Source organism: Chryseobacterium sp. CBTAP 102, from assembly GCF_003201365.1.
Lineage (GTDB): Bacteria > Bacteroidota > Bacteroidia > Flavobacteriales > Weeksellaceae > Chryseobacterium > Chryseobacterium candidae.
This window is the reverse complement of sequence record NZ_QICX01000021.1, coordinates 1-19,607: the sequence shown is the minus strand read 5'-3', so window position 1 is coordinate 19,607 and position 19,607 is coordinate 1. Positions and strand designations below refer to the sequence as shown.

17 protein-coding genes and 1 tRNA gene are annotated in these 19,607 nt (G+C 36.7%); 7 read left to right on the top strand and 11 right to left on the bottom strand.

Features of this window, described 5'->3' with window-relative positions; all coding sequences use genetic code 11:
• Positions 1-21: 21 nt before the first annotated feature.
• The 7 genes from C8D70_RS20100 to C8D70_RS20070 form a co-directional block, all read right to left on the bottom strand.
• Complete coding sequence (locus C8D70_RS20100; RefSeq protein ID WP_110368463.1) at positions 22-1,179, bottom strand: pyridoxal phosphate-dependent aminotransferase; 1,158 nt, start codon at positions 1,177-1,179, stop codon at positions 22-24.
• Between the two features lie 2 nt (positions 1,180-1,181).
• Entirely contained in the window at positions 1,182-2,258 is a 1,077-nt protein-coding gene (locus C8D70_RS20095) for an FAD-dependent monooxygenase (protein WP_110368462.1), read from the bottom strand.
• Positions 2,259-2,583: 325 nt separating this feature from the next.
• Entirely contained in the window at positions 2,584-3,960 is a 1,377-nt protein-coding gene (locus C8D70_RS20090) for a tryptophanase (protein WP_110368461.1), read from the bottom strand.
• 92 nt (positions 3,961-4,052) lie between these two features.
• The gene (locus C8D70_RS20085; RefSeq protein ID WP_076597843.1) at positions 4,053-4,670 is read right to left on the bottom strand and encodes a DUF502 domain-containing protein; all 618 of its coding nucleotides are present in this window, start codon (positions 4,668-4,670) and stop codon (positions 4,053-4,055) included.
• Positions 4,671-4,693: 23 nt separating this feature from the next.
• Positions 4,694-5,272: a tRNA-(ms[2]io[6]A)-hydroxylase gene (locus C8D70_RS20080; RefSeq protein ID WP_076597842.1), complete on the bottom strand. Its 579-nt coding sequence runs from the start codon at positions 5,270-5,272 to the stop codon at positions 4,694-4,696.
• A gap of 74 nt (positions 5,273-5,346) precedes the next feature.
• Positions 5,347-6,435, bottom strand: a complete 1,089-nt coding sequence (locus C8D70_RS20075; protein WP_110368460.1) for an acyltransferase family protein — start codon at positions 6,433-6,435, stop codon at positions 5,347-5,349.
• A gap of 146 nt (positions 6,436-6,581) precedes the next feature.
• Entirely contained in the window at positions 6,582-7,469 is an 888-nt protein-coding gene (locus C8D70_RS20070; protein WP_110368459.1) for a metalloprotease, read from the bottom strand.
• A 184-nt stretch (positions 7,470-7,653) separates the two neighbouring features.
• Here C8D70_RS20070 and rplU point away from each other — a divergent pair, with 184 nt between their 5' ends.
• The 4 genes from rplU (at position 7,654) to C8D70_RS20955 (ending at position 9,215) form a co-directional block, all read left to right on the top strand.
• Positions 7,654-8,232 (top strand): 50S ribosomal protein L21, encoded by a 579-nt coding sequence (gene rplU / locus C8D70_RS20065; protein WP_076597840.1) that lies wholly within the window; start codon positions 7,654-7,656, stop codon positions 8,230-8,232.
• A 12-nt stretch (positions 8,233-8,244) separates the two neighbouring features.
• Positions 8,245-8,502, top strand: coding sequence for a 50S ribosomal protein L27 (rpmA, locus tag C8D70_RS20060; RefSeq protein WP_002984034.1), 258 nt, complete (start codon positions 8,245-8,247; stop codon positions 8,500-8,502).
• 176 nt (positions 8,503-8,678) lie between these two features.
• Positions 8,679-8,837 carry a bacteriocin-like protein gene (locus C8D70_RS20960; RefSeq protein ID WP_181416172.1) on the top strand — a complete coding sequence of 53 codons (159 nt, stop codon included), beginning with the start codon at positions 8,679-8,681 and terminating at the stop codon, positions 8,835-8,837.
• A gap of 213 nt (positions 8,838-9,050) precedes the next feature.
• The gene (locus C8D70_RS20955; RefSeq protein WP_167498883.1) at positions 9,051-9,215 is read left to right on the top strand and encodes a bacteriocin-like protein; all 165 of its coding nucleotides are present in this window, start codon (positions 9,051-9,053) and stop codon (positions 9,213-9,215) included.
• Between the two features lie 87 nt (positions 9,216-9,302).
• Here C8D70_RS20955 and C8D70_RS20055 read toward each other — a convergent pair whose 3' ends face one another.
• The 3 genes from C8D70_RS20055 to C8D70_RS20045 all read right to left on the bottom strand — a co-directional run bounded on the left by C8D70_RS20055 (position 9,303) and on the right by C8D70_RS20045 (position 13,171).
• Positions 9,303-11,834 carry a DUF5686 family protein gene (locus tag C8D70_RS20055; RefSeq protein ID WP_228408072.1) on the bottom strand — a complete coding sequence of 844 codons (2,532 nt, stop codon included), beginning with the start codon at positions 11,832-11,834 and terminating at the stop codon, positions 9,303-9,305.
• Positions 11,835-12,108: 274 nt separating this feature from the next.
• Positions 12,109-12,182 (bottom strand) — tRNA-Asn (locus C8D70_RS20050).
• 146 nt (positions 12,183-12,328) lie between these two features.
• Positions 12,329-13,171, bottom strand: coding sequence for an AraC family transcriptional regulator (locus C8D70_RS20045; RefSeq protein WP_076597839.1), 843 nt, complete (start codon positions 13,169-13,171; stop codon positions 12,329-12,331).
• A 111-nt stretch (positions 13,172-13,282) separates the two neighbouring features.
• Between C8D70_RS20045 and budA the strand changes: the two genes are divergently transcribed.
• Genes budA through C8D70_RS20030 form a run of 3 tightly spaced genes read left to right on the top strand, consistent with a single transcriptional unit; the run spans position 13,283 to position 15,839 of the window.
• Positions 13,283-14,053 carry an acetolactate decarboxylase gene (gene budA / locus C8D70_RS20040; protein WP_110368457.1) on the top strand — a complete coding sequence of 257 codons (771 nt, stop codon included), beginning with the start codon at positions 13,283-13,285 and terminating at the stop codon, positions 14,051-14,053.
• A 23-nt stretch (positions 14,054-14,076) separates the two neighbouring features.
• On the top strand, positions 14,077-15,489 hold the full coding sequence (locus tag C8D70_RS20035; RefSeq protein ID WP_228408071.1) for an L-dopachrome tautomerase-related protein: 1,413 nt from the start codon (positions 14,077-14,079) through the stop codon (positions 15,487-15,489).
• A gap of 47 nt (positions 15,490-15,536) precedes the next feature.
• The gene (locus C8D70_RS20030) at positions 15,537-15,839 is read left to right on the top strand and encodes a putative quinol monooxygenase (protein WP_076597836.1); all 303 of its coding nucleotides are present in this window, start codon (positions 15,537-15,539) and stop codon (positions 15,837-15,839) included.
• Between the two features lie 106 nt (positions 15,840-15,945).
• Here C8D70_RS20030 and C8D70_RS20025 read toward each other — a convergent pair whose 3' ends face one another.
• Positions 15,946-19,122, bottom strand: coding sequence for a S41 family peptidase (locus C8D70_RS20025; protein ID WP_110368456.1), 3,177 nt, complete (start codon positions 19,120-19,122; stop codon positions 15,946-15,948).
• Between the last annotated feature and the right edge of the window lie 485 nt (positions 19,123-19,607).

The following is a 19,607-nucleotide window of genomic DNA, read 5'->3' as shown; positions in this document are numbered from 1 at the left end:
ATTTAGTTTAAAATTTTAATGTTAAAAGCTTCTAATGATTCTGTTAATTCCTTCTTCTAAAATTTCCTGTGATGTGGAAAAGCAAATTCTGATATGCCCTTCCGCTCCTTTTCCGAACCATCTTTCTGATCCCGGAACAATGGCTACTTTTCCTTGTGTGAGAACGTGCTGAGCGAATGTATCGCCGGACATTCCGTTTTCAATCTTTGGAAACAGTACAAAAGTAGCTTCAGGCAGATTAGGCGTTACAATTTCCGAACGGCTTAATAATCTGAAAGCAAGATCTCGGTTATTTTGTAAATGAGCCAGAAACTCTTTATACCACGGTTTTGCTTTTTCAAGGGCTACGCTTCCTGCGATCTGTGATAAAGTGGAGACCCCTTCTATTGTGGAATTGAAATTGGATTTCTCTGTAAAGTCTTCGAGAATATCCTGATCATTACACAGGACGGCACCTATTCTTAATCCTGCTATTCCGAATGATTTTGAAAACCCATACACGGTAAAGCTTTTTCTCTTTGCCTTCTCTGATACGGATGAATAAGTATGAAAATCTTTATGATCATAAACAATATCACTCCAGATTTCATCACTCATCACCCAAAGATCATGAGCCGCTGCAATTTCCGCCACCTGTATTAAAACTTCTTTGGAATAAACTTTACCAAGCGGATTGTGCGGGTTGCATATGCTGATAAGTTTGGTTTTGGAATTAATCAAAGAAACCAGTCTTTCAAAATCAATTTCTCCTGTTGTTGTATCTACGGGGCAAAGCATTACTTTTCCACCTGCTGTTTCTACAGATTTTTTGAAAAGAAAATCTACAGGATCCAGAATAATGGCTTCATCACCGGGATTAAGGACGTAAGATGCAATCAGAAACATTCCCTGGGCAGCACTATTCACTGCCAACACGTTTTCGGGTGAAAAGCTCCCGTGTTTTTCATGATTAAAATGATCTGCAACACTTTTCTTAAATTCCGGAAGTCCGGAAAACGGGCCGTAACTTAGGTAGCCATCCTTTATGTATTCAATGATTCCCTGTTCTATTTCTGGTGCTGTTCTGAAATCCGGATCAGCTGCCGTAAGAGGAATGATTCCGTCTTCCAGGGTGGCCCATCTTCCGTTATAGGCCTTTCTTTTCAGAGCTTCAAAGTTAATGTCGTTATTGGTGAACATATTTATTTATAAGATATGGGGATAATGTTTTCTGTCTGTTGGCTGAGTGGAAGTAAAAACTGATTTAGTAATGCTCTTCCATTGTGAATATGAACCTCGATTTCAGGTTTTCTCTCAATCTCGTATTTACTGAAGGCAGTCTGTATATTCTCTTCTTCAACTAAATATTTCGTTAATAAGAAAGAATCTTTCAGAGCAGAGGTGACTCCCTGGCTGGTAAATGGTATGAGTGGATGAGCTGCATCCCCGATGAACACAAAGTTATCTTTGTAAAAAGGGTTTAGCTTTTCCAGTTCATAAACATTCCATAAATGTACATTTTTATAGTATGATTTCTGTATGATTTCCGGGACTATAGGATGCCAGTTTTCAAAAACTTCCAGCATATATTTCCTTAAATTTTCGGTAGAACACCCGTTAATCATGTATTTCTGGTTGTCAAACTGTGAGTACCAGAGAACAGTATCGTCAGAAAGTTTAAGGATTCCGAAAGTCAGTCCCCCATCTTCATGATGAAACTTCATAAAATCCTTTTCAATAGAAGCTGAAATTTCTTTATTTTGAATGATATTCACTACTTCACTTTCCCTTGCCACCCTCATCGTTTCATCTTTAAAAAGATTCCTTCTGGTGCGGCTTCTGGAGCCATCAGAGATGATAGCAATATCCGCATCAATATCAGTTCCGTCAGAAAGCTTTAATTTTCCGGTGTGTTGATCATCCGGGATGATGGTTTCCTCGTAGGTTATTTTTTCATGAGAGATATTCTGGGCTAACAAATTGATTAATGAGTGCCTTGAAATCGCGAAAACATTGTCCAGTTCTTTCTCTGCCAGAATTCTCCCGGTATGAGAATATTGTGTATATTTTTTCAGAAAATTTCCGTGTTGGAGAAGATGATCAGGATTAATGATTTGATAGAGATAATCCATTCCTTCCTTCGGAATGAGAAAACCGTGACCTGCCAGATCTTTCTTTTTTCTCCTTTCGTAAATGTGGTAGTCGATTTTGTGCTTTTCTAAGTAATTCGCCATGCTTAAGCCGGAAATACCGGCGCCCACGACAGCAATTTTCTTCATTTTTCGGAATAAAGTATTTTTCAGGTTGGTTTTGTAAGTAATTTTTTATCTCCTTTAGATAAATACAAAATTAGAATTAAAAACCTTTACTATTTCAAAAAATGTGTCAATTTTATTTTTGTTTTATAAAAAACAGATGAAAAGCATTGGGTATCGTTTGTAATAAATTAATATGATTGATTTATTTTCATTTGTGTTATCTGATTGGTTATAAGGTGTTAATGGTGTGGTGGTAATTATAGTAAGAACCTATAAGTTTATTCTGTTTGACAAGTTTTCGAATGTTAATGTATAAAAAAACCGGAAAAAATTTCCGGTTCTATCATTAAGCCTTTTCAAGCTGAACAGTAAAGTGTCTTAAGATTTCCGGTTCCCAGGTGATCTTATATCCTTTTGCTATTTCTTCACGTCTTTCATATACGTTTCTGATGGCAGCAGCAATATAATCCATATGGTTGTTGGTGTAGGTTCTTCTTGGAATAGCCAGTCTTACCAGCTCTAATTTCGGATAACGGTTTTCTCTGGTAGCAGGATCTCTGTCCGCAAGTAATGTACCGATTTCTACAGTTCTGATCCCTGCTTCCTTATAAATTTCAAGCCCTAAGGTCTGTGCCGGATATTCTTCACGGGATACATTCGGAAGGAAGTTTAAAGAATCGATGAATACAGCGTGTCCTCCGATAGGTTTCTGAACAGGGATTCCGTATTCAATTAATTTATTGCCCAGATATTCAACCTGTGAGATTCTGCTTTCAAGATAAGCGAACTCTGTAGCTTCATCCAGACCTACCGCTAATGCTGCCATATCTCTTCCTGCCATACCGCCATAGGTAATGAAACCTTCATAAATAATGGTAAAATTGGATGCTTTTCTGAAAACTTCCTCATTATTCAAAGCAATGAATCCTCCGATGTTTACTAAACCGTCTTTTTTAGAACTCATTGTCATTCCGTCTCCGTAAGAGAAAATTTCCTTGCAGATCTCTTTAATACTTCTGTTTTCCTGTCCTGCTTCTCTTTTTTTGATGAAGTAAGCATTCTCAGCAAATCTTGCTGAATCGAAGAATACCGGGATTCCGTATTGGTCAGAAAGAGCTTTTACGGCTTTCATGTTTTGCAGAGAAACAGGCTGTCCTCCTGAAGAGTTACACGTAATGGTAATTAAACAGAAAGGAATGTTTTCTTTAGGATGGCTTTTATAAACTTCTTCCAGTTTTTCAAGGTTGATGTTTCCTTTGAAAGGGTGAAGATCATTAATATCAAAAGCTTCGTCTATCGTACAGTCGATAGCATGTGCCTTTCTGATTTCGATATGTCCTTTTGTAGTGTCAAAATGCGAGTTCCCGGGAACTACATCGCCTTCTTTTACCAATACTGAGAAAAGAACGTTTTCAGCAGCTCTTCCCTGGTGAGTTGGTAATAAATATTTGAATCCTGTTATGCTTTCAACGGTTTTCTGTAATTGTTCAAAAGAACGTGATCCAGCATAGCTTTCATCTCCGGTCATCAAAGCAGACCATTGTCTATCAGACATTGCTCCCGTTCCTGAATCGGTAAGCAGGTCAATATAAACGTGTGAAGATCTTAGGTTGAAAAGGTTATAATTAGCTTCTTTAAGCCATTGCTCTCTTTCTTCTCTGGTGGACTGATAGATTTCTTCCACCATTTTAATGCGGAAAGGTTCCGCGTACGGTAAATTCATGAGTTAAATTATGTTTTAAATTGTTTGTAAAGAAAATGTGCTTGAAAGTAATTTTTCAAAATTCATCAATGTATACAGAAGGCGGAAAGAGATTATTCCGGAGCCTTAAATATATTTTCATCAGAATGGAATCCGGCTACACCGCCGCTCACTGCAAACTTCATGGCAGAAGCTGCTGTCATTCCCACTACAGGTTTGATGTTTTTTTCTTCAGTAACAATTACCCAGCCCGAGATGGCGTACGAGTGGGGAAGATATACCGCAACGTAATTATGCTTGTCAACGTCTGACATTTCTTTTTGAGTTAAAAAACCGATTCTCCAGATTTCCGGATTTTCATTGGTCTTTACCCATACAGGATCGTTGAATTTTTTCTTGTCGCCTACAAATGAAGACATTACGTCTTTCGTAGGAGTGTAAATATGTTTTACTCCCGGAGTTTTCTCCAGTAAGCTGTCCATTGTGTCAAAAAAGAATCTTCCGACCACGAATTTATTTCCTAAATATCCTAAAATAGCTGTAAACAGTATGGTTGATACAAATACAAGCCCCGGAATCTGCTTGGCAAGGGAAGGAACAAGGTTGTCAATCGCACTTACAATATACCAGATCACAAAAATGGTAAGCCCGATAGGGCCAATGATAACCAACCCCTGGAAGAAATTCTTCAGGAACAGATTGGCGATATTTTCAAAGCTTGGCTTCTTCAAGGGATATTCTTTACTGTTTTATTTTAACCGTGGATGGTTTCTTTATTTCCGTAGGACTTAATAATGCCGGCTTCATATTCCAGCCATTCTTCCCAGCGTTTGTTTACTTTTTCAGGGTCTCCGAGTTGTCTTGCAAACCCGATGAAAGTAGTGTAATGATTGGCTTCAGAAATCATCAGTTCTTTGTAGAAAACCTTCAGTTCTTCGTCTTTGATATTTTCGGTAAGAACCTTGAATCTTTCACAGCTTCTGGCTTCAATCATAGCAGCAAAAAGCATTTTGTCTACGATGAGGTCTTCTCTGCTTCCCTGAATGATAAATTTTGCCAGTTCATTCACGTAATCATCTTTTCTTGCTCTTCCGAAAGTAAAGCCTCTTTTTTTGATGATCTCATGTACCTGATTGAAATGATCCAGTTCTTCCTGTGCAATGGCAAGAAGCTCAGTTACAATTTCGGGATATTCAGGAAGCATCGTGATCAGGCCTATGGCATTGGTTGCTGCTTTTTGTTCGCACCAGGCATGATCTGTTAAAATTTCTCCAATGTTTCCTTCTGCAATATTTGCCCACCTTGGGTCGGTAGGTAGTTTCAACTTAAACATGTTGTAAAATTTTTGTAAATTTAAACAAATTGAAGTAAGAAATGTGACTTTATTTCAATTTGATCATTAAAGTCTTAAGCTGCGGTCTTTCTTCTTAAGAATTCCAGAATATTCCAGCCCCATGTATCCATTTTTTTCAGTCCTGCCGAAATGAGGAAGGCTAAAATGATATTAATTCCATAAATAATGAGCATTAAAAGCCACCATGGCATATTTTCTTTTAACGGAACCACCAGGAAATAAACTAATGAAGAACTTATTCCCTGTGCAAAATAGAAGAAGATGGCATTCTTTCCGATATAGGTGATGAAGTTTTCTTTTTTGATTTTCAGTCGGTTATAAAGTGCAAATAAAGTTGTAAGAGAGAATAATGCCCAGATGATATAAGGTATTTTCGGCGGAAATTTATTTTTATTGATTTTATAAAAAATATCGTTCCCATAATACCAGAATAGCCATACTAAGGCTGCTCCTACAATTGCATACAATACAGGAATTACTTTTGCAGGAATTTTTTTTCTCTGCATTTTATGCCCCGTTAAAAAAACAGCAAGGTAGAAAGCAACATAACCCACTTGTCCTGTCGGATAATATTCCGGGAATATATTGAATAATAAGGTTAAGGCAATACACAGCCCGATAAACCAATTGACATGTTTCGGGAAGAACCTTAAAATAAGTACTCCCAAAACGGTAAGTACATAATATACTTTAAGATACCAGAAGCTTCCCATTACCACCGGAAAAGTATCAGCGTTAGTATACTGATGGAGATACCAGTTTCCAAGATTTTCCCATTGAGGATGTGCTGAAATGCCGGTTGTGGCGTATTTTGATCCAAATGTGGAATAAAAATTCTGCAGCCATTCCATCGAAAAGAAACTCAGTCCGAAAACTTTAAAGAAGTAATCTGAAAAGAACAGGAAGGTTACAAAAATCATATAGGTAATCTGGAGCTTCAGAAGCCGGTACAAAGTTTTTTCAATATTGGCTCCTGAAGTGATTCCGCTTAGTGCATAAAAAAGAGCCACATCAAAAACCAGCGAAAAGACTCTTACTTCTGCGGGAATATAAAATTGTCCGGACCAGAAAGCGGTATGGATAAAAATGATGTAAAGTGTTGCCAGTCCTTTGGCGAAATCAATATATAGATCTCTGTTCATTATAGATGGTTTGGAAGTTCTTTTTATTATTTTTCAAAAATACAAACAAATTGATTTGTTTGAGTATAAAAAGCTTTGAAAGCAAAAAGGGGCGGAACATACTGTCCGCCTCCTTTCTTAAATATGCTAAAAATGAATGTTCTTGTTTATTGAAGATGTTTAAATTCTTCCGCAGAAATTTCTCCTGTCTGAATTTTTTTCAGCTCATCTATATATTGGCTCATGTAGGCATCAATTTCAGGATTTACGGTATTCTTAGCCATCTTGTAAGTGCCATTTAATACTCCCTGATAGTAATAGAAGAAGTTGTAATCGAAATTCGAAGCATTAAGGTTATACTGGCCTAAAAGGAATCCTAAACGAACTGCAGATCTTCTTTGTGCAGGTGTTCCGTGATGGTTGACATTGGTTGTCTGATAATCACCGATACTTTGAGCAAATTCATAGGCTGCTGCAATTTCCGGGAAGCTGGTTTTATTGTACCCGTTAGGTCTTCTCAGATAATATCCTGCAAAACCATCTGCTTCAAGCTCATTCGGTCTGTACGTTGATTCTGATACAGATGGAAGGTTGAAGATGTATTGTAACTGATGGCCGTATTCATGTGCAAGGATCATTGCGTTTACAATGTCGCCACCTTTTGATTTTGCATCATAATAGATAGCATAGCCATAATAGATCTTTCCTGTAGAATAAGAAATGGCATTGTACGTTGAATTGAAATTGGATGGATCATTCACAAAACGTAGGGTAGGGTTGCTTCTTCCCCACATGCTTGCAATTTTAGTCATCTGACCGTTCATAAAATTGGTGTCTGTGGAGTTTTGAAGTCCGGTCAGTAAAACTGAATTGGAGCTCCAGTTGTTGTCTACATAAGAGCAGCCTTTTTCAGTAGATCCCGGTTGGTCGGGTTTTGCAGTCAGTACCTCTTGTTCGGGTTGAACATTATTGTCCATTTGGTCATCACGGCATGCTGTTAAAGAAGTAACAGCAATGGCACCTGCTAGTAAGCAGAGATTAAAGTTTCTTTTCATATTTAATATCAATTTGGTATAACGAAGTTATGAAATTATCTCTTAAGTGTGAGTACATTATTGGAAAAAATTATTCAAAACATAGTGAACAGAATTTTATTAAAAAAAACATTGCTTTGATTGTAAGCTATTTAGAAATTTATATGTATATTTGCACCTCGAAATAACTAAAAATTTATAAACAATGTTTGCAATTGTAGAAATAGCAGGGCTTCAATACAAAGTTGAGCAAGACCAGAAGTTGTTTGTAAACCGTTTAAAAGGAGATAAAGGAGGAAAAGTTTCTTTCGATAAAGTTCTTCTTACTGTAAACGGTGCAATCACTGTAGGCGCCCCAGCTGTAAACGGAATCACTGTAGAAGCAGAGATCCTTGACCACGTTAAAGCTGATAAAGTAATCGTTTTCAAAAAGAAAAGAAGAAAAGGTTACAAAGTGAAAAACGGTCACAGACAATCTTTAACTCAAATCGTAATCACTGGGATTACAGGTTTTGAAGGAGGAGCTAAAAAAGCTGCTGCTAAAAAAGAAACTGTGAAAGGTGAAGTTCTTTCAGACAACGCAACTGTTAACTTTGGTGAAGATCATGAATTGAACTATCACTTAAAGAAAAACAATTTGTCTCAGTCTAAAGAGAACAGAGAAACTTTAATTACTTTAGGTAAAGCAGTTAAAGTGGAATTAGAAAAGAATATTCTTACTCATGAAGAAGTAGATGCTGCTATCATTAAGAATATCGATCAATTTAAAGCACTTAATAAATAATCCAGTAATAAAATGGCACACAAGAAAGGAGTCGGTAGTTCCAAGAACGGTAGAGAGTCTCACTCTAAAAGATTAGGTGTGAAGATTTTCGGAGGACAAGAAGCTATTGCCGGAAATATTATTGTTAGACAAAGAGGTACTCAGCACCACCCAGGTGATAACGTGGGAATCGGTAAAGATCACACTTTGTTTGCATTAGTAGATGGTAAAGTAGTTTTCAGAAAGAAAGCAAACAACAGATCTTTCGTATCTGTAGAGCCAAACGCATAATTTAGGCGTTTTTATAAAAATTAAAACCTCAGTTTTTACTGAGGTTTTTTTATTTACCGGTTTTCATACTATTCTTTTATTCGTGAAATATTTTATATTTGCCAACTGGCCAGCTTTGAGTCAATTGCGAAAGCCGAAAAGCATAAAGAGTAGGCAAATATTAAAACAAAATATCTATGAAAAATGTAAGAAAATTGAGCAGAAAGAGTCTAAAAGAGGTAACAGGAGGTGTAGCATCAGAATGTCCTTCTATGTTCCAGTCTTGTGATGAATGGTGCAGATGGTCTCCATGGCAGAAATCGCACTGTATGCTTTCTCAGCCATGCACAGATTGATTTGAATAAGATAGTGCAGCTATAGATTGTATTATTCTTTAAGATGCAAAACAGAGCTGAACACTATTAAAGGTTCAGCTTCTTTAAATATTAAAAAATTAAATAATATCTCATTACTGTGAAATATTGATATATTTGTCAGTAATCAAATAAATAAATCATTGCGGAAGCCGAAAAGCAAAGAGAGTAGGCCACACATAAAACTAAACAATCATGAAAAATTTAAGAAAATTAACAAAAGCCAGCCTGAGAAGTATTAACGGAGGAGAAGTATGGTGTCCGGCGAAACCAATTACATCATGTAGTGTATGGTGCGGATTGACAAAGGAGCAGAAAATGCGTTGTCTTCTTGATGTAGAAGGCTGTGAGTGCTTTTGATCATCTCCGACTTTGTTGTAAAGCTTTAAAAACAGTTTCGGCGGCATCGAAGATGCCGCCGAAACTGTTTTTAATGTATTATTTTATTTAGAATCCTACCTGAAAACCTGCTTTAACACCGAACTTTGAGATATCCGGTCTGTCAAGATAATTTCCTCTCCAGTTGAAATCTACTCTGAAGATTCTAAGATTTCCGATTCCTATATTTTCAATTCCGAATCCGTATTCATAATAGATATGTTCGCTTGGTGCAGAGTATTTAAATCCTTCTACGTTGATTGCTTTGGAAGCATCGCTTAATGTTCCGTAAGCACCTCTGATAAATGCAACTTCTCTCAGTTTCAGTTTTTTAATCAAAGGAATGTAAGAAAGGATCTTACCATTAAAATGATGCTCCAGCTGAAGTGTAGTATAGGCATCAGTAACAAATTCGTAATAATTAAGCTGGGAGAATGTATTCGGTACCAAACCATATGAAAGGTTGGCAGGAATAATATTTTGTAGTGCCAGTGGAACTGTGCTGAAGTTCTTTCCTGCTTCGAAATTGACAACTAGTTTCCCCATACTTCCAATTAAAAATGGCTTATAAAGCATGAATTGAAGCTTGTCATAATTGAAGTCAGCATTGAATAATCCTTCAATACCTCTTGTGTATCTTAAAACGATAGTTGGAGCTAAGTTTCTGGCTTGGTAACGGTCAATACCGGTTTGTGAGAATTTTGCACCAGGTTTGGCAATTAAACTGATGGTAACGTGAGAGTCATTAACTGTTTGCCTCAACTGTCCGTCTTTATAATACATCAGATTGAATTTCTCAGGAATAGCAGACTTAATACTCTGCATCACTCCATCTACTCTGATCTGGAAGTTTTTCCATGGTTCAATAGCTGCAAAGACGCTTGTTTTGTTTACAGAACTTAAGGAAATATTTTCTCCTCTTGCAAAAAAGGTACTGGTAGATGAGGACTGTGGCGTCACACCATCACCGGATGTAAGCTGTCCTCCAAGCTGAACAATATCTCTGCTGGTTCCTGCACCAATCATAAAACGGTTAAGCTTATTGAACATGTATCTTGCCTCTACTCCATACTTAATCTGCTGATCTTTAAATCCATATGCCGTGTAAAACTGAGCTCTCCAGGTATCATTCAATCCAAAATAGGTTCTTGCCCCTAATCTTATCCGGTCTCCTTCCACTTCATTTCTTCCGTAAATCGAGAATATAGGGCCTATATCAATGCCTTTAAATGCATTATAATGACGTGATCCCAGGGTTTCAAAAAGTTTTACCATCCGATTGAATTTGGGTGTCTGCTGAAGCTGGTCAAGCATATTGTAAACTCCCTGTTCTGCTTTGGATAAAGTGTCAGGTCTGACTTTTGTCCAGTAAGCATCATCTTTATTGGTAAATTTGTCTTCGTATTCTTCTTCGGTACGCTTAAATACTTTGGGGTCAAGAGGTTTGTTGAACTGATAATCGGAATAATCTACCGATCTCTTGGCGATGATACTTTTTGCTCCTTTCTTTTTTGAAAAAGGACTCATTTCAAATTCGGTCACCAGTTTTTTGGGAAGAAATGTAGCATCATCTGGATTATCGTATTCCACTTGGGTATAGACACTGTTGACAAAGTTAACATTGATTTTCTGTGTTGATTTCAATGTTGCGCCTAAAACGGCATAAGTATCTGTATCAATATAAAGGTTTCCCTGAAATGCAAGGATATCTTTTCTCTTCGGCTGGTATCTTATCTGGAATGCTTTTTCACCACGAATTGTAATGGTATCCATAAGACTGTAGTCATAGGTACCGAAACCATCTGTTCCCACGGGACTCTGGAAACCAATGTCGAAATAATTAAGGGTATTATCGTAAATATTAATATCACGATACAGGTTTTTAGCTGAAACTGTTATCACCTGATTGTCCTGAAACCCAGAAGTCTTTTGGGCAACCAGAGTTCTTTTGCTGTCCTTATCTGGTTTGTTCCTGCCATAATTTTCATAAACTGCTTCATTCAGGAAGATAGGAAGGCCAAGCCTTCCACTCGCAGTAGAATCAGCATAACTGAAAATGAAATCCAGTTTATTGAAAATCTTTTTCTTCATGAAGGCACTGTCAAGATTGTTCAGATCAAACTGTGTTTTTTCGTATTCTTTATATGAATAAGTATCGAATTTTTCCAGCCCGTTATTTCTTTTTTGCGCCCATACTTTCTGCATAATGGCATAAGCCGGATTTTCTTTCTTGTTTTTGTATTTTGTTTTACCGCTTTTAAGAACAATCTCCTGAATGTCACTCACCTTAGCCTGCGAAAGCTGTACAAAAATATTTTCAGCATTTTCAGGGGTAATATCAAGGGTTTCTGTGGTATAATTTTTTCTGGAAAATCTTAACTGATGAATAATGCTATCAGACTGAATGATGAAACTGCCTGAAGTTGTCGTCAGGGAGGGTGTTTTATCATTGTTGATAAAAATATCAACTTTATTCAGCTCTTTATTGTTCTTTTCGTCAACCACCTTACCGCTGGCTTTGTTTTGAGCACATACTGAACTGGTGAGAATCAGGAAAAATAATAAAAGATAGTGTTTTGGGGAATTATTGTTTAACATCATTCGTTTCTTCAGGCAATTAGCATAAACAAAAAGCATGCAGTTTATTTAAAAACAGGTAAAAAAATAAAATATTTTTATTCTATCCTATAAAACGACAAAAATAGCGAAAATAATATATGTATGGGTTAAAAATTAATTGGGAAATTGTAATGCTTAAAATATAATAATCAGGGAATTAAAAGAAAGGTTGAGTTCCTGCTTTTTAGAAATATTTTGCTGCTGTTATGAAGGGTTTATAAAAAGAAAAAGACTTACATTTTGTAAGTCTTTTTTGCTCCTCCTGCTGGGCTCGAACCAGCGACCCTCTGATTAACAGTCAGATGCTCTAACCAACTGAGCTAAGGAGGAATTTCCTTTGTTTTAAGTGGTGCAAATATAATAGGAATATCTGTACCAAGCAAGTTTTTATTCTTGAATATTGAACGGAAAAAGCTATTGGTTTATTTTTCAATAAATTAAATTTTAAATATTTTTGGTGATGAGCAGGAGATTATTCATGATTTCATATTTTCCTGCCTGTAGGCTTTGGGGCTTTTCCCACGTTGTGTTTTGAAAAATTTATTAAGATGGCTCTCATCCGTGAATCCCAGTTCATCAGCAATCTCTGAAATTCTGTTGCTGCTGTGTTTTAAACGGTGCTCTATTAATGTCGTTTTATAATTATTCACATAAGACTGCAGGGTTTCACCACTATGTTTTTTAAAGTATTTACCTAAATAATTTTCAGAAAATCCGAACTCTTTACAGATATTTTCAGTTCGTATTTTTTCAGGGTCATAGATATTGGCCTGGATATAATTCAGAATACTAATGATTCTTGATTCAGAAGCTTCATCTATCTTCTGAGGCAGATATTTCGCAATATTGCGGGCAACGATAACGATAAGTGTATTAATGAGTTGTGTGGTTATGTCACTGTGGTACACATCTTTATTCACGGCTTCCCGAATCAGAGCTTCTACTATAGGTCTTACCAGTGTTTTGTCCGTCTGGTTTTTTAAAATACATCCTGGTTTGTGGTTGGCATTTTCAAGAATAAATTCCAGACGTTTGATATTTTCTTTCGAAATCTTATCATTTTTCAAATAAATATTACTGAATCTCAGGAAGAAAAACCGCGTTGTGGTATCAATCCAGAACTGGCTGCAATCCTGTGGTGTCAGAAGAAACATATGATTATCCGAATAGGCAAAGCTGTGCTTGTTAATACAGTGCTGGCCTGTTCCCGATAAAATAAAGACGAGCTCAAAAAAATTCTTTCTGCTTTCCTTATCAGGGAATGTTTCCAGCGTTTCAAAATGAATGCTATAAGGTTCATATAAGACTTCTCTGTTCATGAGTGTTATTTTATGGGTAGGCAAAATTATACAAAAATAAGGAGATTTTATACAGGTAATTTGCTAATTATCAGTATAATTTTGCTCTATTCAATTTTGGAATTATAGAATATGATTAAAAAATTATTCAATACAATAGTAGTAACGGCATTGTTTACTTTTCTGAAAGCTCAGCAGCCTGTAGACAAAATTTTCCATTATTCTTCTATGGATGCTATGAGAAATGGGTTATATACCGGAGATCTTACGGTACAAGATCTTAAAAAGAAAGGAGACTTCGGCTTGGGAACTTATAATCTTCTTGATGGTGAACTCATTGCATTGGATGGAAATGTTTATAGGATTGCTTCAGATGGCTCAGTTGAAATTGCGGATAATAAAAGGCTGGTTCCTTTCGGATCATTTACCTTTTTTAAAAAAGATCATCTTATTACGCTGGAGAATATTCAGACAACAGATATGCTGATGAAGAAACTGTTGGATGTCCTTCCGTCTTCCAATCGTTTTTATGCTGTAAAAATAGAGACCACTTTCATGAATGTGACATTAGGCGGAGCAGAAAAAGTTCATGAAAAAGATACAACGGGGATTGCTGTTTTGATGAAAACCCGTCCGCTGTATAAAAAACAGAATATAAAAGGAACGCTTACAGGATTTTATAACCCCTCTTATATTGGTGGTTTGGATCTCTCTCCGTTTCATTTCCACTTTTTATCTGAAGATAAGCGAGTTGGTGGTCACTTAATAGAAGGTACTTTCGACTCTGCAAAAATCACCGTACAGCTTGATGAAAAAAATGCTTATGAGCTTATTTTGCCCGGCAAAAGTAATGACGGTTATCGGCGTCAATGGAAATCTTCAGAGCCAAGTGCTCAATATTAATAATAAGTATATAACTATTTGATATGCAAATAAAAAACAAAAGATTATTGTCTCTGCCTTCAATGGCATTTATGTTTTTTTTCAATTCAGTTCAGGCACAACAGAAAGTGCTTCAGACGGATTTTAATAAAGGAATCTGGGAGCAGGTAGACAAAGGGCTAAAGCGCAAATGGGTATCTGGTAGAGAAAGTACATTTGCTTTCTGGAAAATGGATAAAGATGCTCATGTTGCTCCTCATAACCATCCGAACGAACAGGTGACGTACATCACTAAAGGGAGTGTAAAAGTACTCATGAATGGTAAAGAATATATTGTGAAGGCCGGCGGTGTGCTGGTGATACCTGCAGGTGTTACACATGAGTTTTTCTGCCTTGAAGACGGTACTGAAGATCTGGATTTCTTTACTCCGGTACGTAAAGACTGGGTAGAGGGATCGGCATCTTATCTTTCAAAAGAAGGGAAAGAACTTGAAATTGTTGCACAGTTTAATGATACAAGACCGGGAAATGTTGCGGTAAGCCATAATGGGAGGGTATTTGCAACGATGCATCCTTTATCAGACCCTAAACAACAGTTAGTTGAAATTATTAATGGCAAGGCAAAGCCTTTTCCATCTCCCGAATTCCAGAAAAATGGTCAGCAGCCTAATGATAATCAATTTGATACTCCGCTTGGAGTCATCACAGATAAAGAAAACCGCCTTTGGATGATTGATATGGGATTGGGTCTCGGTAAGACGCGTCTGTGGTGTTTTGATCTTAAAAAGAACAAAGTGGCAGAAAAGATAGAGCTGCCGGCCGATATTGCGCCGAAAGGGAGCTTCATTCAGGATGTTGCGATAGATGAAAAGAATGGCTGGGTCTACCTTGCTGATATTGCCAACCCGGGGATTATTGCTCTGAATTTAAAAACGAAAAAAGCCAGAAGATTTAGTGGGCATCCGGCTTTACAGACAGAGGATGTAGATATGATTATTGATGGAAAAGTCATTGATTTTGGTGGAAAACCATCGCGTGTGGGGGTTAATCCTATTACCCTATCAGATGACAGGGAAACATTATTTTTTGGCTCTATGAACGGGACAGCATGGTATGAAATTCCAGCCAGACTTTTCAGAGAAAATAAAGATGATAATACAATAGGGAATTCCATTAAGAAATTTGGAGAAAAACCAGTGAGTGATGGTGTAGCTACAGATAAACAAGGGAATCATTATATTACAAACCTTGGAGGTCATGGTATAAGTAAGCTTGATAAAAATGGGAAACTTACCGGGTTGATTAAAGATCCTAAGCTACAATGGCCAGATAATATTGCAGTCACAGATGATGGTTATCTGTATATTTCAGTGAACCAGCTTCATACAACAACCGCCTTTTCCGGACAGCCGGATGCCGGAAAACCGCCTTATTTTATATATCGGGTGAAATTATAGCCTTAAAATTTCTTATCAACATCCATCACATAAAAATATTTAACGCAATGAACAAAGAATTTAAGTCAGTAGCAGTACTGAAGTCTAAACCGGAGAAAAGAGAAGAATTGAAAAATGCTTTGCTGCAGCTCATAGATCCTACCCGAAATGAAGCCGGCTGTATTTATTATATTCTTTTTGAAGATAAAAAATCCCCCGGAACTTTCTATATGTGGGAAGCCTTTAAAGATGACAAAGCTTTTGAATTTCATACCCAGACAGAGCATTTTAAAAACTTCGCGGGACAGATGCATGAATGGATGAGCGAACCAATACAGCTGATTGAACTGGAAAGAATTTCAGGCGGGTAAAATAGTTGTCATTATAAAAACTGTCTTTAATCAATTACAGGTTTTAATATTAAACAAAAAGATCTACAGAAATGCAGATCTTTTTATTTTTTATACTTCCGAAATTTTATTTCTTTAAATCTTTAAGTATTTCCTGAATAGCTCTTTCCAGCTGTGGATCATTGTTCTGAAGACGGTCCATGAACGTGTTTTTAACATAAATATCAGGTTTCACTCCTGTTTTCTCAAGGTTCTGTCCGTCTAATGTGTAAGTTCCCCATGAAGGAAGTCTGTAAGAAGACCCGTCTACCAATCCTTTGGCTGAAGTGAAAATAATCCATCGATAAGTATCCTGGCCGATAATTTTACCCAGCTTTAGTGCTTTGAAGCCGGCTGCGGTCATTTCAGCGTCACTTAGTGAAGCTTCGTTAATCAAAAGGACAATAGGCTTTCCGGATGGTGCAAAGTTGGGTTGGGTTGTAATCTTTCCTTCACGGTATTTCCATTGAAGATAAGGTCTCTGAGAAAGGAAATTCAATACCTTATCATGAACATTTCCGCCTGTGTTATAGCGTAAATCAAGAATAACAGCATCTTTTCTGTTCTCTTGTTCTACCATATCCAGAAGGAACCTGTCCAGCTCATCAGTAGACATATTTTTCATGCAGGAGTAGGCAATGCGGTTATTGCTCAGCTTGTCTACACGCTGATGATTATTGTAGATCCAGTCGTCGTAAAGCAATCCTTTTAATTCTCCGTTAGAAATCGTATGTACTTTGGTTATTACCGTTTTACCATCACGGTTGAAAGTAAGAACCAGTTCATCCTGTTTTTTAGGGCTTGTAAAATAGGTTTCGATATTTTCGTTCAGATCAATCTTTTTTCCGTTTACAGAGGTCAATTGGTCTCCTGGTTTGATATCAACTCCTGAACGGTAAGCCGGGGATTTTCTCACAATGCTTTCTACAGTGTAAGGCTGATCTTTTTTGAAGATAATTCCGGTTTCATTGGTGAAATAATTCAGATACACAGCCTCTTCTTTTCCTGTAGAGGAAAATCCGGTGTGCGAAGAATTAAGTTCCCCTAAAAGGTCATTCAATAAAATTCGAAGATCATTTCTGTTATGAACATACGGAAGATACTTTGCATACTGCACTTTTTTAGCTTTCCAGTCGATACCATGAAATTTTTCGTCATAGAAGTTTTCCTCCACGCCCGTCCATGCTTCAGCATACATCTGAGTAAATTCTGATGCCAGGTCTTTATCAAAACTGTATTGGATATTTATCTTTTCAGGCTTCAATGCCGCTATAGTTGTTTTGTAAATATTGCCTTCAATCAGGGCAAACAGGTTTTTCTCATTTTTAGTAATGTAATAGGCCGCTTTGTCAAACATTTTTTCAGATTTGGCAGGCTCAAAATCTGTGAATACCTTTTTGAACAGCTGTCTTTTTCCATTATCCTGATTAGAATTGAATAATAGAATCTCTTTTTTATCATCAGCGAAAACAGCAGGGTCATCCTGATATCCATACCGGTCGGTAACCAGCTCAATTCTGTCCAGAGTATCATCATGATTAACTTTCAATTCTTTGATAACCGGCTCTTTTTCTTCCTTTTTCTCTTTTTCCCTGTCGTCTTCCTTTTTGTCCTTCTTATCTTTTTCTTTATCAGAAGATTTTTCTTCCTTCTTTTCTTCAGTGAAGAGATTGTCGAATTTTTCGGATTTAAAAGGTTCGTCAAACCAATCTAAAGCCATACGGTAAATGTTAGATTTCTGCAGGCCTAAGGGGTAAGACGGATTGGTCCTGTCGCTGGCAAAATAAATATATTTACCATTGGGTGACCATACAGGATCTTCCTCTGAAACACCAGTATTGGTAAGGTTTAGGGTCTGTCCCTTTTTAATATTATAGATAAAAATATCAAGTTCGAAATTTCTTTTTGCAGAAAATAATACATATTCGTTATTAGGTGAAAAAGACGGTCTTGAATTTTGGAATGCCCAGATTTCATCCTTTACTATGGTTGTAGATGTAAAACTTTTTAAATCCAATAATCTTACTTCGTCTCTTCCGCTTAAATAAACTGCTTTTGAAAGATCGTCATTCAGCGTAATGCTGCGGTTATTTCTTGAATCTTCTGTTAATTGCTTTGGCTGGCCTTTTCCGTCTGCCGGAATAGTGAACCAGTTCTGATATCCGTTATAAGTCTGATTATAAAGAAGAGTACGGTTGTCTTTCAGCCATTTTACTTCCATGGCACGTTCTTTTCCGTCAGAGACCTGCTGGGCAAATTTTCCTTCAATATCGGAAACGAATAGGATACCACGGCTTATAAATGCCATTTTTTTACCGTCAGGAGAAACATCATAATAGGAAATATTATTTTCCACATTAAAATTCTGAGCTTTTTCCAGAGATTTATTCGTATTCAGGCTAATGTGGAGAGGAGTTGTTTTTTTTGAGAATACATCATAAGTATAAAGCTGATAGTCTTTTTCAAAAATAACTTTGGATCCGTCTGCTGAAACAAATGGTTTTTTAATGGAAGTATCAAACTTTGTTAAAGCAGTCTTTTTATCATTTTCGATTTTATAAAGATTGTATTCTCCATTATTTTCATCAGAAATAAAATAGATAATCCCGTTTTTATCTACACTTGGGTTAAAATCTTTTCCTTCATAGCTGGTGTACTGTTTGAAAGAATTGCTTTTGGGATTGTATCCAAGAATATCAGGATTGTTTTCTCCCTTATAACGTTTACGCTGTACCTGATGGGCGCTTTCTGAAGAACTCGTGAAAAGATATTCTCCGGCAGGAGTTTCTGCAAGACCGTTAGTGTTGTTAAAATAATTATTAAAAAGTTTTTGTGGTGTTTTGCCTTCAATGGTAGTTTTAAAACTACCGAAATTATTATTTCTGCTGGAAGTAAAATAGATCGTTTTGCTGTCCCAAGCCCAGCTTTCCATTTCGTCTCTTCCGGTGTGAAAGGTTAGCTGCTTAATGGTTCCACCTTCTGAAGGCATTACATATACATCGTAATTCCCATATTGATTAGAACTGAATGCAAGCCATTTTCCATCCGGTGAAAGACGGGGATTGATCTCTTCTCCGTCCAGAGCGGTAATTCTTGAAGCATTTCCACCATTGGAGTCTGCTTTCCAGATGTCACCGTCATAAGCGAAGTAAGCTGTTTTTCCATCAGGACTCAAAGAGGGGCATGATAGAAAATAAGACTTTTCCTGAGCAGAAATTCCTATCATAGAAAATGCTGTTAATAACGAAATAATAGTTTTCTTCATGGTACAGTTGGGTATTTATGCAATACTATATGTTGGTTTTGTTATTTTTTTTGCCTTTTTAGAGAAATGTTTATGTGGGAAAAATTTTCTCAATCCGGATTGCTCTAAAAAGGAATAGTCGAATTATTGACGAAATAGTTACAGGTAAAATGCTTTGAAGGCTGATAAAATCCAATAAAACATATATTTCTGGGAAAGTGAAGAAAAATTGTAAATATTTGTTTTTTTATGTGGGAATCATTAGTTCTACAAAACGTAAAGATTATATTCATTCATCCTACTAATAAGAGAGCAAAGAAGGCGGCAGAGTCGCTGATGAAGCTGAGTGGTTATGTTTGCGCTTAGAAACAATCAACAAAGTTGATTCCTGCCTTTGCTTCCTTAAAAATAGGATCAGTCTCAAAAGTTGGGGGGAATGTTAAGTAGCTTTATCTTTGCCTAATGTTAAGCGATCACGAACTTCTTAAATTATTACTTCCGGAATT

Coding starts and splice junctions, on each gene's coding strand:
- C8D70_RS20100 (WP_110368463.1), bottom strand. CDS start 1,179: ATGTTCACCAATAACGACATTAACTTTGAAGCTCTGAAAAGAAAGGCC.
- C8D70_RS20095 (WP_110368462.1), bottom strand. CDS start 2,258: ATGAAGAAAATTGCTGTCGTGGGCGCCGGTATTTCCGGCTTAAGCATG.
- C8D70_RS20090 (WP_110368461.1), bottom strand. CDS start 3,960: ATGAATTTACCGTACGCGGAACCTTTCCGCATTAAAATGGTGGAAGAA.
- C8D70_RS20080 (WP_076597842.1), bottom strand. CDS start 5,272: ATGTTTAAGTTGAAACTACCTACCGACCCAAGGTGGGCAAATATTGCA.
- C8D70_RS20075 (WP_110368460.1), bottom strand. CDS start 6,435: ATGAACAGAGATCTATATATTGATTTCGCCAAAGGACTGGCAACACTT.
- C8D70_RS20070 (WP_110368459.1), bottom strand. CDS start 7,469: ATGAAAAGAAACTTTAATCTCTGCTTACTAGCAGGTGCCATTGCTGTT.
- rplU (WP_076597840.1), top strand. CDS start 7,654: ATGTTTGCAATTGTAGAAATAGCAGGGCTTCAATACAAAGTTGAGCAA.
- rpmA (WP_002984034.1), top strand. CDS start 8,245: ATGGCACACAAGAAAGGAGTCGGTAGTTCCAAGAACGGTAGAGAGTCT.
- C8D70_RS20960 (WP_181416172.1), top strand. CDS start 8,679: ATGAAAAATGTAAGAAAATTGAGCAGAAAGAGTCTAAAAGAGGTAACA.
- C8D70_RS20955 (WP_167498883.1), top strand. CDS start 9,051: ATGAAAAATTTAAGAAAATTAACAAAAGCCAGCCTGAGAAGTATTAAC.
- C8D70_RS20055 (WP_228408072.1), bottom strand. CDS start 11,834: ATGATGTTAAACAATAATTCCCCAAAACACTATCTTTTATTATTTTTC.
- C8D70_RS20045 (WP_076597839.1), bottom strand. CDS start 13,171: ATGAACAGAGAAGTCTTATATGAACCTTATAGCATTCATTTTGAAACG.
- budA (WP_110368457.1), top strand. CDS start 13,283: ATGATTAAAAAATTATTCAATACAATAGTAGTAACGGCATTGTTTACT.
- C8D70_RS20035 (WP_228408071.1), top strand. CDS start 14,077: ATGCAAATAAAAAACAAAAGATTATTGTCTCTGCCTTCAATGGCATTT.
- C8D70_RS20030 (WP_076597836.1), top strand. CDS start 15,537: ATGAACAAAGAATTTAAGTCAGTAGCAGTACTGAAGTCTAAACCGGAG.
- C8D70_RS20025 (WP_110368456.1), bottom strand. CDS start 19,122: ATGAAGAAAACTATTATTTCGTTATTAACAGCATTTTCTATGATAGGA.